This window comes from Flexivirga sp. YIM B11880 (assembly GCF_058148645.1).
In genome coordinates this window covers 920,171-932,654 of the sequence record NZ_JBMAMH010000001.1, presented here as the reverse complement: position 1 = coordinate 932,654, position 12,484 = coordinate 920,171, and the positions used below count along the sequence as shown (strand labels likewise).

Sequence of the window (12,484 nt, the reverse complement as noted above, 5' to 3'; positions counted from 1 at the left end):
GGCCGCGCCGCGACCGTGCGCTCGACCGCCCCTGCGAGTCGCGACGTGGTTTCGGCGACTGCGGACGCCTGCTATTACTTGAATGGTTCCTATTTTTAGGCATGACGAATAAACCCTCCTTTCGCATTGGTTGATGATTTTGCGATCCGTGCAGAAGTCTGCACGTTTTGCTATGCCTTACTATGCGTGCAGGATTCTGCACGGTCAATACAGTTTGTCTATTCCACAACGCCGAGCGGACGGGCGCTGACGGGGATATCATTGGCGAATTTGGACGGCAATTTCGCCAATACTTTGGGATGGAGATTTCACCAGCCGCGCCAGCGACGAATCCCGAACCAACTGCCGACGCCGACCATGACGGCGAACGCCACGATGCATAGCGGCAGCCAGATCGTCTCCAGTATCCAGATGGCGCCGTAGAGGGCCATGCAGGCCATGAAGATCGCTCCGCAGGCTCGGCTAATCCGGCTGACGATGCCTTGGTAGTCGTCGTTCACGGGGATTACTTCTTGGGGCGGCGTTGGGGCCACCGGATGACCCGGGCGTGCTTGGTGTGCGCGCGGGCTTGGGCGGGCGTCAGGTAGCGGAAGCACAGCGGGCAGAACGGCATCGGGGTGCGGATGCCGGTCTTCATGCCGTCACCAAGGTGTTGGAGCGCACCTGGGCCGGCGCGTCGGGTTCGGGAACGCGGCGGATCTCTTCGAGCAGTCCTTCGTCGTAGCCGTACTCGATGCAATCGGTGACGAAGCGGCGCTGGTTGATCGGGAACCGCCGGATGAGGGCCATGAGGTGGATCTGCCCGATGAAATCGTGGTGCAGCAGTCGCCAGTGCAGCGTCCCCTTGGCGAAGCCGAACTTCTCGACTTGGCCGAGTTGCCAGAGGGCGAGCTCGGTCTCGTCCTCGAGGCTGAAGCTGAGGCCGTGCTCGACGTGGCTGAGGTCGTGCCAGAACCGGAACTGGACGTTGTCTTCGACGGTGAAGTAGATCGTGTCGTCGCAGAACAAGTTCGAGATCGGCAGCGGTGTGCCGTTGGCGGTGCTTTCCTCGTAGGCGCCGCGCAGCTGCTGGTAGGTGCTCGGCGCATCCGGGCAGGCTTCGTAGCTGAAGCCGACGCGAGCGGCCGCTTCGCGGGCCTGCTGCTGCACGAACAAGGTCACGTCATTGCGGGCGAAGACGAGTTCCAGCGACAGCGCCGGGTTGCCCGTAGGCTCGGTAGTGGACATGGACGTTCTCCATTTCTCTTCGGCAGAGGGTGGTGTGCTGTTCGGTGTCCGAAGTCCTCGGAGGAGAGGCGCTGCAACGCGTCTCCTCCGAGGCGCCCTTCGGGCGGGTACGGCTCGTACCGCCGACAGCGCGGCGGTTGCCTGACAAAATGCGGGACGGCACTCATCGTGGAGGGCCTGTCAAGAAAAACGGTTCAGCACCGGTTCTGGCGCCCCTCTCGACTGATCGCGGTGGCGTGCTCGACCATCCGTCGGTGAGCCGCGAACGCTTCGTCAGCGAGGCCCGTTTTGATGCGAACAGCTTCGGCGAGCACTTCGGCGCGCCGCTTCTGCACCATGCGGCGTTGGAACAGCGCCGCGAGTTGCCCGGTCACGACTGCCCGGTAGAGAGTGCCGACCAGGAATGCGATGAGCAGCACAAATGCGCCGAGCAGCGCCAACGTCGCCACCATGATGCGGTCGCCACGCTCATTGGAACCGGGCGATCGAGTTGGCCGCACCGAGCGCGTACGCGTTGATGCATGCCTCGTAGTACGCCTGGCCTGCGGGGGCCACCTGCATGAGCTGCTCGGCAGCGCCGACCAGCGTGCCGATGTTGTTGAGCGCCCCGTAGGTCAGCGCCGCGCGTGCGGCGTCGGTGGCATACGCCACTTCGGCGCGACCGAGCACCAGATCGGTGCTCTTCTTGACCTGCTTGGCCACACCGCGCCCGATCGACTGCCCGGTGACGGCGCTCGAGGTGCCGCCGCCGAACAGGGAGAGATCCGAAGCCATATTCAGGCTCCTTCCCAGCCAGCCGGTCCGCCGCCTCCGAAGTGCGGCTGTGGTGACCGGCGACCTGGGAATGACGCTAATTTCTGTTGCGGAGGCGGTCACTGACAGGAAACTGACGCAAAACGGGGCAGCCGATCGTCGATCACGTCAGCATTGGGCCATGGAACGCCCCACCCGGCCACAGACCGTTGATCCGCTGCGGGCCGGCCTGATCGCGGAACTTCGGGCACTGCGCCGGGGAACCGGCGAGCTGACCGTCCAGCTCGCCACCCTGCCCTGGCTGATCGACTGCGCGGGGCTCGGCGTGCTCGAGCGCGCAGTTCAGGTACTTGAGACGCAGATGGCGGAGTACGCGAACGAACCGGATTCAGACATCGGCGGGTTCTACTGGCTGACCGCACAGGGCGTCGCCGGGAACAAGGCTTCCCTTGAGACTCGTCTCGATGACTACGGCGCGAGGTTCGCGTGTGACCCGCGCACTGGGTTGCGGCGCAGTGATCGAGGTATCGCCGCGCTGGCCGGAATCTTGCGAGACCGGACCGAGACCGACCGGCCGGTCGCCATGCTCTGGATGTTTCAGGGAGGCATGACGGCCACGGCCGTGATCGATCTATGGATGAGCCATGAGTCGTATCGGGAGCCAGTCATAACCGTGAACGGCACCAAAGTCGTCGACGAGCCCTTCGTGCTCCACAAGCACGAGGACACTTGGGAGGGTCGTTACCAGTATCGGCGTGTCCTCGACGACCTACCGCTCGACCTGAGCGTCGAGCCGTACGAACCGTGCCTGCGACTCCGTGTCGCCTGGGACATGCCGATCTGGCCCGTCTGGCAACTCACAGGGTGGGTCGCCGATCCACGCTTTGTAGTACGGCTGCAGACGTTCCGGGAGCGTGCAGCCGAGGCGACGGTGACGTGGCGAGACAACGGCGACTCACTGCCGCCAGCGTCGTTGCACGCTTGACAGGGCATGATCCGCGCAGCACGCCCGGATTGCGCCAGCGCAGTGGCATGGCGGCACCAGCAGTCAGCTACTGCATCTTGCAGCGGTTGGCAGTTTGGGCATTTCTCTATACAGCGGGTCGTTGTACCAGGCAAGATGGTGAACCTGTCGACGAGGACACGCCCGAGCGCGGGTCGTGGTCGGCAGTTTCGTCTTTTTCTGGTGGTAACGACGGATCGAGGTACGGAGATGCGGATATGACGCGCCGCGCGCATCCCAAGCCGCGTGCCCGTTCCTCCCTACGGTGTGGCTATGGGTCGACTGCCGTTGACAGTGCCGTGGGCGCAGGCGGCCCGTATTGCATGTCCGCGCACAGGCCGGAGGCTTGACATGCGTTCACAGGAAGTTCATAGTGTATGGCAGACAACTACATATGTAGTGCCCGGTGAGCGCCGGCTGCTGACACCGCTCACTGTGACGGAGCAGCCATGCAGGCAAGATGATGCACGAACGAGAACGGGGCCCACCGCTATCTGCGGCTCTTTATCTATGTCGAAGGCTGGGCGCCATGGCTCGTAGACTTAATGCCAACCCGGTCGAGACCACCTCTAGCTCACCCACGGAAAATTTTAAGATTGTTGGTGACGCGAAAGAGTTGTTCAGCGTCGAGGTTCTTGATCTGATGAAAAACGACTTCCGCGAAGTATACAGCAAGTCTGGCTCAGTAACCGTTGTAACCAAGCGTTCCGCTCGCAAGAAGTGACAATAGCGTGTACGTGCACCATGGAGGATGGATGGTGCACCGAGTCTCTCTGGCAAATCTTTAATAACGAGACTCTATTCCAACGTAGGGTGGAAGTGATATCGTACCCAACTGAAGTACTTATCGAGCGGCACATATCGCTCGATGCAAGTGCTGAAGTGTTGCGCAAATTCTCCACCAGTGATCTACATGGGGTTCCGCTAGAAGAGCGACCGCAGTTGGTACCACTTATTTTGCTTCCAAAATCGCTTCGTCTTGACTTTGATATCACTGTGAATGGAAGTTCGGTATCTCTACTTCCGAGTTCTCTTGACTCCCAGATTGCCGCAGCTATTCTTGAGCGCGGCGCTCAAGCTTGGAGTGGAGTCTCAGTTCCTGCGCCGTCTGATGTTCGGGAGTTATTGCTCGACATCTCTAAAGGGTTTCAACATGATTGGCCCTCTTCGAATATTTCCTCCCGTGGCGCCGCTGGCCAAATAGACTTTGCCGGCAGCGCCTACGCCTCGCTGAGCGAGACTGGTCGCCGCTGGTGGGTGAATGCTTGCTACTCTACCGAGTGGTGCCAGTTGGTGCGGAGCTTCGCTGACTGTTTTATCGCCTGTGTTCGCGTGCCGAAGATCAGCGACTCAATGATTTTCAAGATCCGTGGGCAGGAATCGTTGTTCCAGGAATCTCGTCAAGAGCAGGTGGACAAGGCCCCAGAGAATCGAATTGGTCGCACATTTGTCCATACGATAACGGACATGGCACGAGCACGGAGCGAGCATTACAGAATCGTCGCCCCAAAGGGGACTATGTTTGTTGGTGGTGACATGGTATGGGATTACAATATAGAAGACATTGAATACCTCGAGCAGCCAACTCTAGGACGTCTTGTCTTTCGTTCAACACGCGAGAAGCGTGGTGACGGCGCCATCCGAGTCTTTATAGTCCCGGAGCAACGGGATTTTGTAAACCCGTTTCGTATATGCACCATTTTGGTTTCTGTGATCGTGCTGTGCGGCGCACTCGTTTCGTTCTCGCCGATCAATCGAGCAGCCCACCAAGACACGGCGTTGATTCTCGCCGTTCTCGGAATCATTCCTACTGCTATCTTGGCGTATCTATCACGCCCCGGAGAACACGCCATGCGTTGGAATATCCTGCGGCCTTGGCGGCGATACTCCGTGATTTCTCTAGCGGCATACTACTGCTCAGTGATTCTGTGGTTCTTGGAGCCAGCTAAATTTGGGCCAGCTCGCCACGTCTCCAATTTCTATTGGTATCTCGAGGAGCTTGGCATGGCGCTTATGCTCGCTGCTTGGGTGACTGTTGCTTACTTCTCGATCCGGGTCACGCGAAGGTTTTATTCGTTGACCAGGCGCCTCATTTTGGAGGAGAAACAAGCACGCGACATTGACGGTGACCTGTCGCGAGTCGAAGTGAGAATAACGTACTGATGTACGACCGCGCGGAAGCTGGAGATGCAACGCTGTGCAATTCTGTCGAGAATTAGCATACTCGGTTTCTCTGTGGTAATACAGAATTATCCGAGGCCTGGATTCCCCCATCCGCCTTGCTACTTGCATACCCACAAGAGTCGTCTTCTGGATAAAGGCGCCGCTTTGTTCGGCATTGAGGTAGCGCGCGGTTCAGGCACAGCGATCCCCGTTGGGTGCGAGGCGAAGTCATGGGTTTCTCCGAAGATCAGTCTCGCTTCATCATCGGTTGACGAGGTGACGCCCGCGCTCTCGAACACTCGTGTAGTTGCCGGAGGAGGCGTCTGCTCAGTGTGCAGCGTCGAACGCCGCCGTAATTTTCTTAGAGATCCGGCCACGATCCGAAACCTTGTAACCAGCGTCCCGTGCCCACTCTCGAATTGCCGCCAGCTGGCCGGGTCCGTCTTGGTTGATCGGCTTACTGCACGAGTCGGGGTCGCCTTACGACCACCAACCCGACGGCCATGCTCGATGTAGGTCTGCAGCGCATCACGGAGCTGCGCAGCGTTATCTGGCGTCAGGTCGATCTCGTATTGGACGCCGTCGAGACCGAATTGGACTGTTTCGCCTCCGTCACTTACTTCCTCGCCAGTGATGTCGTCGACAGTAACAACCTGCACGCGCTGGGCCCTGGGAGTCATTCAGGTGAAGTTTGGTATCTGTCAGTTCGCAACCTTGTCACGATCGACAGAAAAGTCAACTCAGAGTGCTGTACACCGGTAGGTCGCATATCGCTATTGTTGTAGAGCCGGGTCTATCATAAGATAGTGCTAGTACATGACGGACCACGAATCATCGACAGCCAAGATCTATCGTCTCAAGCTCACCATCGTGGGAGCGGTGCTCGTAATTGTCGGCTTGCTCTGCAATGTGCTGAGCGGCTGGCTTAGTAGTAATGGCGTCAACCACCTGCTCGTCTCCGCGGTCAACGCGCTCGGCGATGCGGTCATCTTCACTGGCGCGCTTGGCATCCTCCTCGACTTCGTCACCGGACGCGAGCGAGAAGCCAAGGATCTCGCAATCCAGCGAGAGGTCCAAGAGCAGATGATCCCCAACTACGTCGACGCCGTGCTGCACGCCATTGACGTCAGTCCGGAGGCGCTGAGGCGTGTCGCCACCCCGGACCTCCTGGACAGCATCGCGACCAATGCCATGAGCCTGCGGCTTGGCGACGAGCAGTTTGCTCAGGAGATCTATGCCGACGTCCGCGACCAGGCAATTCGTGCCGCTGAGCGGTGGGAGGACGTTGAGATCGACATCCGGCTCTCTACAGCAGTAGAGAGGAACACCGCAGGTGTTCCTCTCTTTGACGTACTTGTCCAGTGGGAATACACCACTGTCCCGAGCCACGCCGTTCGGCGGTTTGCCTGCACCTCCGATCGCTCCGAGTATGACGAGCTGGTTGGTGACATCCCGGCGACGAGCACCTGGTTCATGACACGTCGACCCGGGCTCGACGCCAGCTCGAGAGACTGCTTCGAGCTACTGAGCTTCACTGTCGACGGTAATGAGTCCTCGATCCGGCGCCAAGCGCGCAAGACCGGCCAGACGTACGTTGCGAGCATCGGCCAAGACGTGGTCGACGCCGGCAAGCCGGTGCGGATCCGGCAGACCTATCGGGTGGTCACCAGCCAGGTGGGCCATTACCTCTTCTTCGAGATCCCGCAGCCGTGCCACAACCCGTCGCTGACCTTCGACTACACCAACGCGCAGGAGATCGAGCGTCTCACCATGATGGATCTGGTCAGCAGTAGCCAGCGCAGTCAGATCTCGCGCCTACCGGAACAGGCCGGCGCTCGTGTGATTAGCGCCGACCTGCCCGGATGGTTACTGCCTCGTGCTGGCTTTACCTTCGTCTGGACGCTGCTCAGCGAGCAGACGTCAGAGCACGACGAAGCCAGGCGCGCAGCCTGACCACTGGAGACGGCTGAATCTCCGGCGTCAACGTGATGCCACCGCCACCGCTCATTTCCTGCCCCTTTCGCCACCGCGCCGGCCTCGGTGGCCGACGCTTGGACAATAGGACGTAAACAGTTGGGACGCAACGTCTCTGGATGAAAAGGCTTGGGACGGATGGGGTTGGGCGGTGCCCCAACCCGCAGGAAAGCCGCCCCTGTCGCCCGCAACCGCCGAGTTTGGCGCCCGGGTACGCGCCCGGCGGCAAGAGCTCGGCCTCAGCCAGGAGGCACTCGCCGAGCGTGGCGACCTGCACTGGACCTTCGTCGGGCAAGTAGAGCGCGGCCAGCGGAACCTGTCACTGCACAACATCGTCAAGATCGCCGCGGCGCTGGACATCGATCCGGGTGAGCTGGTGCGTGGGCTGACCCCTTGAGTGACCGGATGTGTACCTCGCCGCGGATAGACTCGCCAGCGTGAAGCGGATCTCGACTGCTGCCTACCAGGCGCTACGGGATGCTCTTCCATCGGTGACCTGGTACAAGCGGCCGTTCGAGCAGTTTCTTCGGACTACACTCCGGGCTAACCCTGAGCTGCTCTCACCGTTGAATTTCTCAGACACGAAGCGTGCCGTTGCCGATACCGTGGTCAATCGCCTGATGCAGGACGAGACCCGATACCAGGCAGTCACCATCAGCCTCATCGGTGACCTCGCGGACATGACCTCATTTCCGGACATCGAGCGGATGGACGAGCCGGATCGCTCGACACGTTTGACGGCGGCGAAGCAATCGGCTCGCGCGGCTGAAGGAGGTTGGCGCGGAGTTTTCGCAGCGTCGGGACGGGGAGGAGCGAGTCGCGGCCGAAGCCGAGTCGCGGCGCGTCCAGGCCGAAGCACTGCAACGGTTCGACGACGATGTCGCCGCGCTCAAACATCGATTCCTGCAACTCCAGATCAGCGCAGACCACCAGCAACGGGGGTATGCACTCGAGACGCTGCTCAGCGACCTGTTCTTGTTGTTCGACATGGAACCGCACCTGGCGTACTCCACCGACACCGAGCAGATCGACGGGTCGCTGAGCTTCGACACCGACGACTACGTGCTTGAAGCCAAGTGGATTAAAGGCCCTGTCGGTCGCGCCGCCGGCGACGCGTTCGCCGCAAAGGTGCAGCGCAAGGGCAAGAACGCGCTGGGTCTCTTCGTTGCCATTGACGGCTTCTCGCTGCCGCTACGTGAGACCTACAGCACCGGAACTTCCTTCATCACGATGGACGGTGCGGATCTATTCCTGGTGCTCGATGGACGGGTGCGCCTCGACGACATGCTCAAGGCGAAGCGCCGCCATGCCAACGAGACAGGGTCCTGCTACTGGCCCGCCTCCAGCCTCGTCTGAACCGGCGATCGAAATGGCTATCACGCGACGAACGGGACGGTTCCGCGAACTCGCCGAGGAAACCCACCGAGCATGCGCCCGCAAGGGCCGCATCGACGTCGATCCAGTCCTCATCGACCAACTACTCAACCTGCACATCGACGAGGCCGCCAAGTCACTCCGCGTCGGTCCGCGAGCCGCCCTGACATATGCGTCGGACGAACTGGCGGAGCAGCTCGCCGATCTCATCGTGGCACCACGCCGCGGATGATCGAGAAGCCTCACGCTACCAGCGGCGCCGACGACGCCGCCGCGTCGTTATTGGACGCCATGACGTTACCTGGTTGTCGCCGAACGGCGGATAGTTTGAGCAGCGGTTAGTAACGCCTTGGCGCGCACTCATGATTCGTGCGGCATCGTGGCCGGCGTCTCGCAACTGCTTGTACTCCTCGACGGCTGCCAGTAACAGTCGCGGTGCTCCGCCCTCAGCGCCGAAATAGCGTCGACCGATGCAGAACGACAGCCCGTGCATCTTCCAGTACGGGACGTCAAGCAACTCGGCCGCTCGGCTCATCGTGATGTAGAGCGGCTTGACGAGGGGCTCCTCGAAGCGCTTGCTCACCAGCCGTAGTGCCGATTCGATTCAGTCGGCATGGTGTTCACCCACGCCAGCAGCGACGCGTGCACGATTCGGTACCGCGATGTCTCACTACCGATAAACACCCGGTCGATGTCGCCCCGCCGGACGGCCTCGCGAATCAGGTGCTCGCTGACACTCAACAGCCAGGCCCCTTCCTTGACGGAAATTAAGACGCGACCGTCCCAGGGATGCTCTCGGACACTGTCGGGTAGATCGCGCGTGACGTCTCGACCGCGTGTCCGCACGTTCTTGGGCGAGTCAATAGGGAACTCGGGCTCGGGCGCTGGTTTTCTCCGTCCTCGGCGGCCGCGACGGGTGGTGGCTGCCGAACGCCTCTTCGGCTCGCCCGTGCTGTTGTCAGCAGTTTTGACCTCCGGCTTCGGCTTCGGCGCCAGGGGGTGTCCTTGTGGGAACTCGTCATGTTCAAGGAAGTAGGTGCCGTCTTCAGTGATCGACGCTGCCCAATTCCGTCCCTTGCCATGCTGCGAGATGAGCCTTCGGTTGGCGAGTGCCGTCGAGTTCATCTTGTACGATAGATCGTCTGGCTCCCACCTCCCTGGCGGGCAGCCGTCCGCGATCCACAGGAGCACCTCACGCTGCTTCGGCGTCACATCACGGTCCACGGCAGGCAGGCTACCCGGTTGCGACCCGCTGGGTCGTTCACAATCTCAGATGGTCATCCGCACGCGTCACCGGTTCCGGATGCGCACTCATCATCGAGCGCGCCAAAGGATCGCCCGTCGCACGGCATCCAGCCGCTTAGCCATGCCTGTGGTGGGCCGCTCCCACCGCCCGTCTGTGCTCCCGTCTACATTTGGCCTCATGACCGAGACAGCGATGGATGCCGCAACGCCTGACGAGCCAAGTCCGTCTCTCGCCGCCAGCAGGATCCCGGATCTGATCTCCGGTCAACTGGTTCCCGCGACGCCCGAAGAAGTCGAGGCCGTTCAACCCTTCTTGCGACAGCTAGTCGAAGACTACGGTTACCCGAAGGCTCATATCCACAGCCGTCCACAGTGGCGGGTAAAGGCGCGGCCCTCGGATCGCCGGAAAGAGTATCCTGTCGACATCGCCGTCTTCTCCGGCTCTAATCATGTCGACGCCAACTTGTTTATGGTTGTCGAATGCAAGCAGCCTAACAGGAAAGACGGTCGTGATCAGCTCGAGGATTACATGCGGTTGTCATCCGCAGGACTTGGCGTGTGGTTTAATGGAAGTGAACGGCTCTTCTTACAGAAGCTAGAAGGAGCCGGGCGGGTAACCTTCCGCGAACTGCCGAACATTCCCCGATACGGGGAGCGAGTTGAGGACGTCGGCCTTTACACGCGATCCAACTTGTTGCCGACTCGAAATCTTCGACCGGTGTTCCGAGCGATCCGAAATTACCTGGCTGCAAACGCGATCGGGATGACACGGGACGAGGCGCTCGCACAGCAACTCATTAATCTCATATTCTGCAAGATTTATGACGAGAGGTTCACTCGCGCCCAAGACATGATGACTCTCCGAGCTGGGTTCGAAGAGCCGGCTAAGGACATCGCCACGCGTGCACATTCGTTGTTCGAGAAAGTGAAGCAGACCTACAACGACGTGTTCGAGCGCTCTGACAAGATTCGACTCGACGATGAGTCTGTCCGATACATCGTCGGCGAGCTTCAGCCCTATTCACTGATGGAAAGCGACCGCGATGCAGTAGCCGATGCATTTGAGACGTTCATCGGTCCGTCACTTAAGGGCGCACAAGGACAATTTTTCACACCAAGAAATGTTGTTGCTCTAGTCCAGGCGCTCGTTGATCCCCAATATACAGAAACCGTGCTCGATCCAGCGTGCGGGAGCGGGGGATTTCTCGTTGAGGCGCTCCGACATATGTGGGCCGCCGTAGAGCGTGACGGTGAAAAGTATTCGTGGCCCGACGCAGAGATCGAGGCCGAGAAGCAAAAGACGGCAATCCGTGGCTTGCGCGGGATCGACAAGGACGAATTTCTTTCCAAAGTGGCAAAGTCGTATATGGCCATCTTAGGAGATGGCCGCGGCGGCATCTACTGCGAGAATTCTCTCCTGCCGCCCGACCGATGGTCAGCAAAGGCGCGCCAGGAAGTTGTCCCATCAAAGTTCGACGTCATCGTCACCAATCCACCTTTTGGGCAGAAGCTGAAGGTTGGAGATGCCGAGACTCTCCACCAATACGACCTGGGACATCGTTGGAAGGTTGATCGCTCGACTGGCGTCGCAACAGTCACCGACAAGCCAATGAAGAGCCAGACGCCCCAAATACTGTTCGTTGAGAGATGCTTGGATTTGCTCGCGGAGGGCGGCCGTATGGGGTTGATCCTTCCAGAAAGCATGGTCTGCAACCCGTCGCATCGCTATATTGTGCAATATATCCTGTCCAGAGCTCGGATCACCGCAGTCGTCTCGCTACCGGAGGAAGTGTTCCAACCGTATACGCATGCGAAGACATGCATTGTGGTGATCGAAAAATCTAAACCCAAGGAAAGATACGAGATCTTCATGGCGGCCGCTCGGTGGGTGGGCCACGATTCGCGAGGTACGCACATTCCCCATGACGACCTACCTCGAATTGAAGAGCGATTCAAGTCTTACCGGAATGGCTCGCTGCTCGAGTTCGATCACCTTGGATTTACAACGTCCTCAGAAGATATCCGCGACCATATCTACCTCCCGAAATACTACAACCCGGAACTAAACGAGCGACTCGCTCGCCTTAACGACACGCATGAATTGGTGACGCTTGGCAGTCTTTGCCAGTAGCGGGACAATCAGCGTCACGAGCGGTGACGAAGTTGGAAAGCTTGCGTATGGCACCGGCCCCATTCCCTTCATCCGTACATCGGATATCGTCAATTGGGAACTGAAGAGTGACCCAAAACACGGGATAAGTCTAGAGATATACCAGCAACTATCACAACGCCAAGATGTTAGACCGAACGATATTTTGATGGTACGTGATGGCACGTATCTTGTCGGAACGGCGGGGATGGTGTCGGAACTCGATAAACGAATAGTATATCAAAGTCATATTTTAAAATTTCGGGTAAATGATGCATCTACCATCGACCCACATCTTTTCTTGGCTGTTATTTCTTCACCGATTGTCAAGGAACAAATATGGGCGAAGCGATTTACCCAGGACATCATCGACACACTTGGTACACGCTGGCAGGAACTCGTGCTACCCATTCCACGCGACGCCGATCAGCGCGATAGGTCGCATCAAACGTACGCTCGGTTATGGAAGCACGTATGCGCGCTCGGACGCTCGCGCGAAGCGCAGTGCTTGGCGTGGCGCCTGCGGCGGGACTCGAGGACGACACGGCGTACGAGTTCTCAATTATTGGGCGCTGATCAAAGCGCTCAATAGACAG

15 protein-coding genes and 1 pseudogene are annotated in these 12,484 nt (G+C 59.5%); 7 read left to right on the top strand and 9 right to left on the bottom strand.

Going from position 1 to position 12,484, the window contains the following annotated elements:
- Positions 1–308 precede the first annotated feature (308 nt).
- From ACN8HC_RS04345 to ACN8HC_RS04325, 5 genes are all read right to left on the bottom strand, one after another.
- The gene (locus tag ACN8HC_RS04345) at positions 309–500 is read right to left on the bottom strand and encodes a hypothetical protein (protein WP_490073635.1); all 192 of its coding nucleotides are present in this window, start codon (positions 498–500) and stop codon (positions 309–311) included.
- A gap of 5 nt (positions 501–505) precedes the next feature.
- Positions 506–637 (bottom strand): hypothetical protein, encoded by a 132-nt coding sequence (locus tag ACN8HC_RS04340; protein WP_490073634.1) that lies wholly within the window; start codon positions 635–637, stop codon positions 506–508.
- Positions 634–1,227 carry a hypothetical protein gene (locus tag ACN8HC_RS04335; RefSeq protein ID WP_490073633.1) on the bottom strand — a complete coding sequence of 198 codons (594 nt, stop codon included), beginning with the start codon at positions 1,225–1,227 and terminating at the stop codon, positions 634–636. Before ACN8HC_RS04335 ends, ACN8HC_RS04340 begins: the two co-directional genes overlap by 4 nt.
- Before the next feature lie 194 nt (positions 1,228–1,421).
- Positions 1,422–1,667 (bottom strand): hypothetical protein, encoded by a 246-nt coding sequence (locus ACN8HC_RS04330; protein WP_490073632.1) that lies wholly within the window; start codon positions 1,665–1,667, stop codon positions 1,422–1,424.
- 28 nt (positions 1,668–1,695) lie between these two features.
- Positions 1,696–2,001: a hypothetical protein gene (locus ACN8HC_RS04325; protein WP_490073631.1), complete on the bottom strand. Its 306-nt coding sequence runs from the start codon at positions 1,999–2,001 to the stop codon at positions 1,696–1,698.
- Between the two features lie 52 nt (positions 2,002–2,053).
- On the opposite strand from ACN8HC_RS04325, the gene ACN8HC_RS04320 reads away from it, so the two are divergent.
- The gene (locus ACN8HC_RS04320) at positions 2,054–2,965 is read left to right on the top strand and encodes a hypothetical protein (RefSeq protein ID WP_490073630.1); all 912 of its coding nucleotides are present in this window, start codon (positions 2,054–2,056) and stop codon (positions 2,963–2,965) included.
- Positions 2,966–3,865: 900 nt separating this feature from the next.
- Complete coding sequence (locus ACN8HC_RS04315) at positions 3,866–5,146, top strand: hypothetical protein (RefSeq protein WP_490073629.1); 1,281 nt, start codon at positions 3,866–3,868, stop codon at positions 5,144–5,146.
- A gap of 327 nt (positions 5,147–5,473) precedes the next feature.
- On the opposite strand, the gene ACN8HC_RS04310 is transcribed toward ACN8HC_RS04315, so the two are convergent.
- Together ACN8HC_RS04310 and ACN8HC_RS04305 are read right to left on the bottom strand one after the other, a co-directional pair.
- Positions 5,474–5,566 (bottom strand): Lsr2 family DNA-binding protein, encoded by a 93-nt coding sequence (locus ACN8HC_RS04310; RefSeq protein ID WP_490073694.1) that lies wholly within the window; start codon positions 5,564–5,566, stop codon positions 5,474–5,476.
- A 128-nt stretch (positions 5,567–5,694) separates the two neighbouring features.
- Positions 5,695–5,826 (bottom strand): annotated as a pseudogene (locus ACN8HC_RS04305) (Lsr2 dimerization domain-containing protein); the annotation flags it as partial.
- Positions 5,827–5,962: 136 nt separating this feature from the next.
- On the opposite strand from ACN8HC_RS04305, the gene ACN8HC_RS04300 reads away from it, so the two are divergent.
- The 4 genes from ACN8HC_RS04300 (at position 5,963) to ACN8HC_RS04285 (ending at position 8,726) form a co-directional block, all read left to right on the top strand.
- Complete coding sequence (locus ACN8HC_RS04300) at positions 5,963–7,099, top strand: hypothetical protein (protein WP_490073628.1); 1,137 nt, start codon at positions 5,963–5,965, stop codon at positions 7,097–7,099.
- 172 nt (positions 7,100–7,271) lie between these two features.
- A complete protein-coding gene (locus ACN8HC_RS04295) occupies positions 7,272–7,517 on the top strand; it encodes a helix-turn-helix domain-containing protein (RefSeq protein ID WP_490073627.1) in 246 nt (81 codons plus the stop codon).
- Between the two features lie 578 nt (positions 7,518–8,095).
- Positions 8,096–8,476 carry a hypothetical protein gene (locus ACN8HC_RS04290; RefSeq protein WP_490073626.1) on the top strand — a complete coding sequence of 127 codons (381 nt, stop codon included), beginning with the start codon at positions 8,096–8,098 and terminating at the stop codon, positions 8,474–8,476.
- Between the two features lie 13 nt (positions 8,477–8,489).
- On the top strand, positions 8,490–8,726 hold the full coding sequence (locus ACN8HC_RS04285; protein WP_490073625.1) for a hypothetical protein: 237 nt from the start codon (positions 8,490–8,492) through the stop codon (positions 8,724–8,726).
- A 15-nt stretch (positions 8,727–8,741) separates the two neighbouring features.
- On the opposite strand, the gene ACN8HC_RS04280 is transcribed toward ACN8HC_RS04285, so the two are convergent.
- Together ACN8HC_RS04280 and ACN8HC_RS04275 are read right to left on the bottom strand one after the other, a co-directional pair.
- Positions 8,742–9,077, bottom strand: a complete 336-nt coding sequence (locus tag ACN8HC_RS04280; protein WP_490073624.1) for a hypothetical protein — start codon at positions 9,075–9,077, stop codon at positions 8,742–8,744.
- Entirely contained in the window at positions 9,074–9,718 is a 645-nt protein-coding gene (locus tag ACN8HC_RS04275; RefSeq protein ID WP_490073623.1) for a hypothetical protein, read from the bottom strand. The genes ACN8HC_RS04280 and ACN8HC_RS04275 overlap by 4 nt, the downstream gene beginning before the upstream one ends.
- A 199-nt stretch (positions 9,719–9,917) precedes the next feature.
- On the opposite strand from ACN8HC_RS04275, the gene ACN8HC_RS04270 reads away from it, so the two are divergent.
- The gene (locus ACN8HC_RS04270; protein WP_490073622.1) at positions 9,918–11,870 is read left to right on the top strand and encodes a type I restriction-modification system subunit M; all 1,953 of its coding nucleotides are present in this window, start codon (positions 9,918–9,920) and stop codon (positions 11,868–11,870) included.
- Positions 11,871–12,484: the final 614 nt, after the last annotated feature.

Bases quoted from the DNA above. Each gene is read 5' to 3' on its own strand.
- ACN8HC_RS04335 (WP_490073633.1), bottom strand. From the start codon at position 1,227: ATGTCCACTACCGAGCCTACGGGCAACCCGGCGCTGTCGCTGGAACTC.
- ACN8HC_RS04285 (WP_490073625.1), top strand. From the start codon at position 8,490: ATGGCTATCACGCGACGAACGGGACGGTTCCGCGAACTCGCCGAGGAA.
- ACN8HC_RS04300 (WP_490073628.1), top strand. From the start codon at position 5,963: ATGACGGACCACGAATCATCGACAGCCAAGATCTATCGTCTCAAGCTC.
- ACN8HC_RS04340 (WP_490073634.1), bottom strand. From the start codon at position 637: ATGAAGACCGGCATCCGCACCCCGATGCCGTTCTGCCCGCTGTGCTTC.
- ACN8HC_RS04325 (WP_490073631.1), bottom strand. From the start codon at position 2,001: ATGGCTTCGGATCTCTCCCTGTTCGGCGGCGGCACCTCGAGCGCCGTC.
- ACN8HC_RS04270 (WP_490073622.1), top strand. From the start codon at position 9,918: ATGACCGAGACAGCGATGGATGCCGCAACGCCTGACGAGCCAAGTCCG.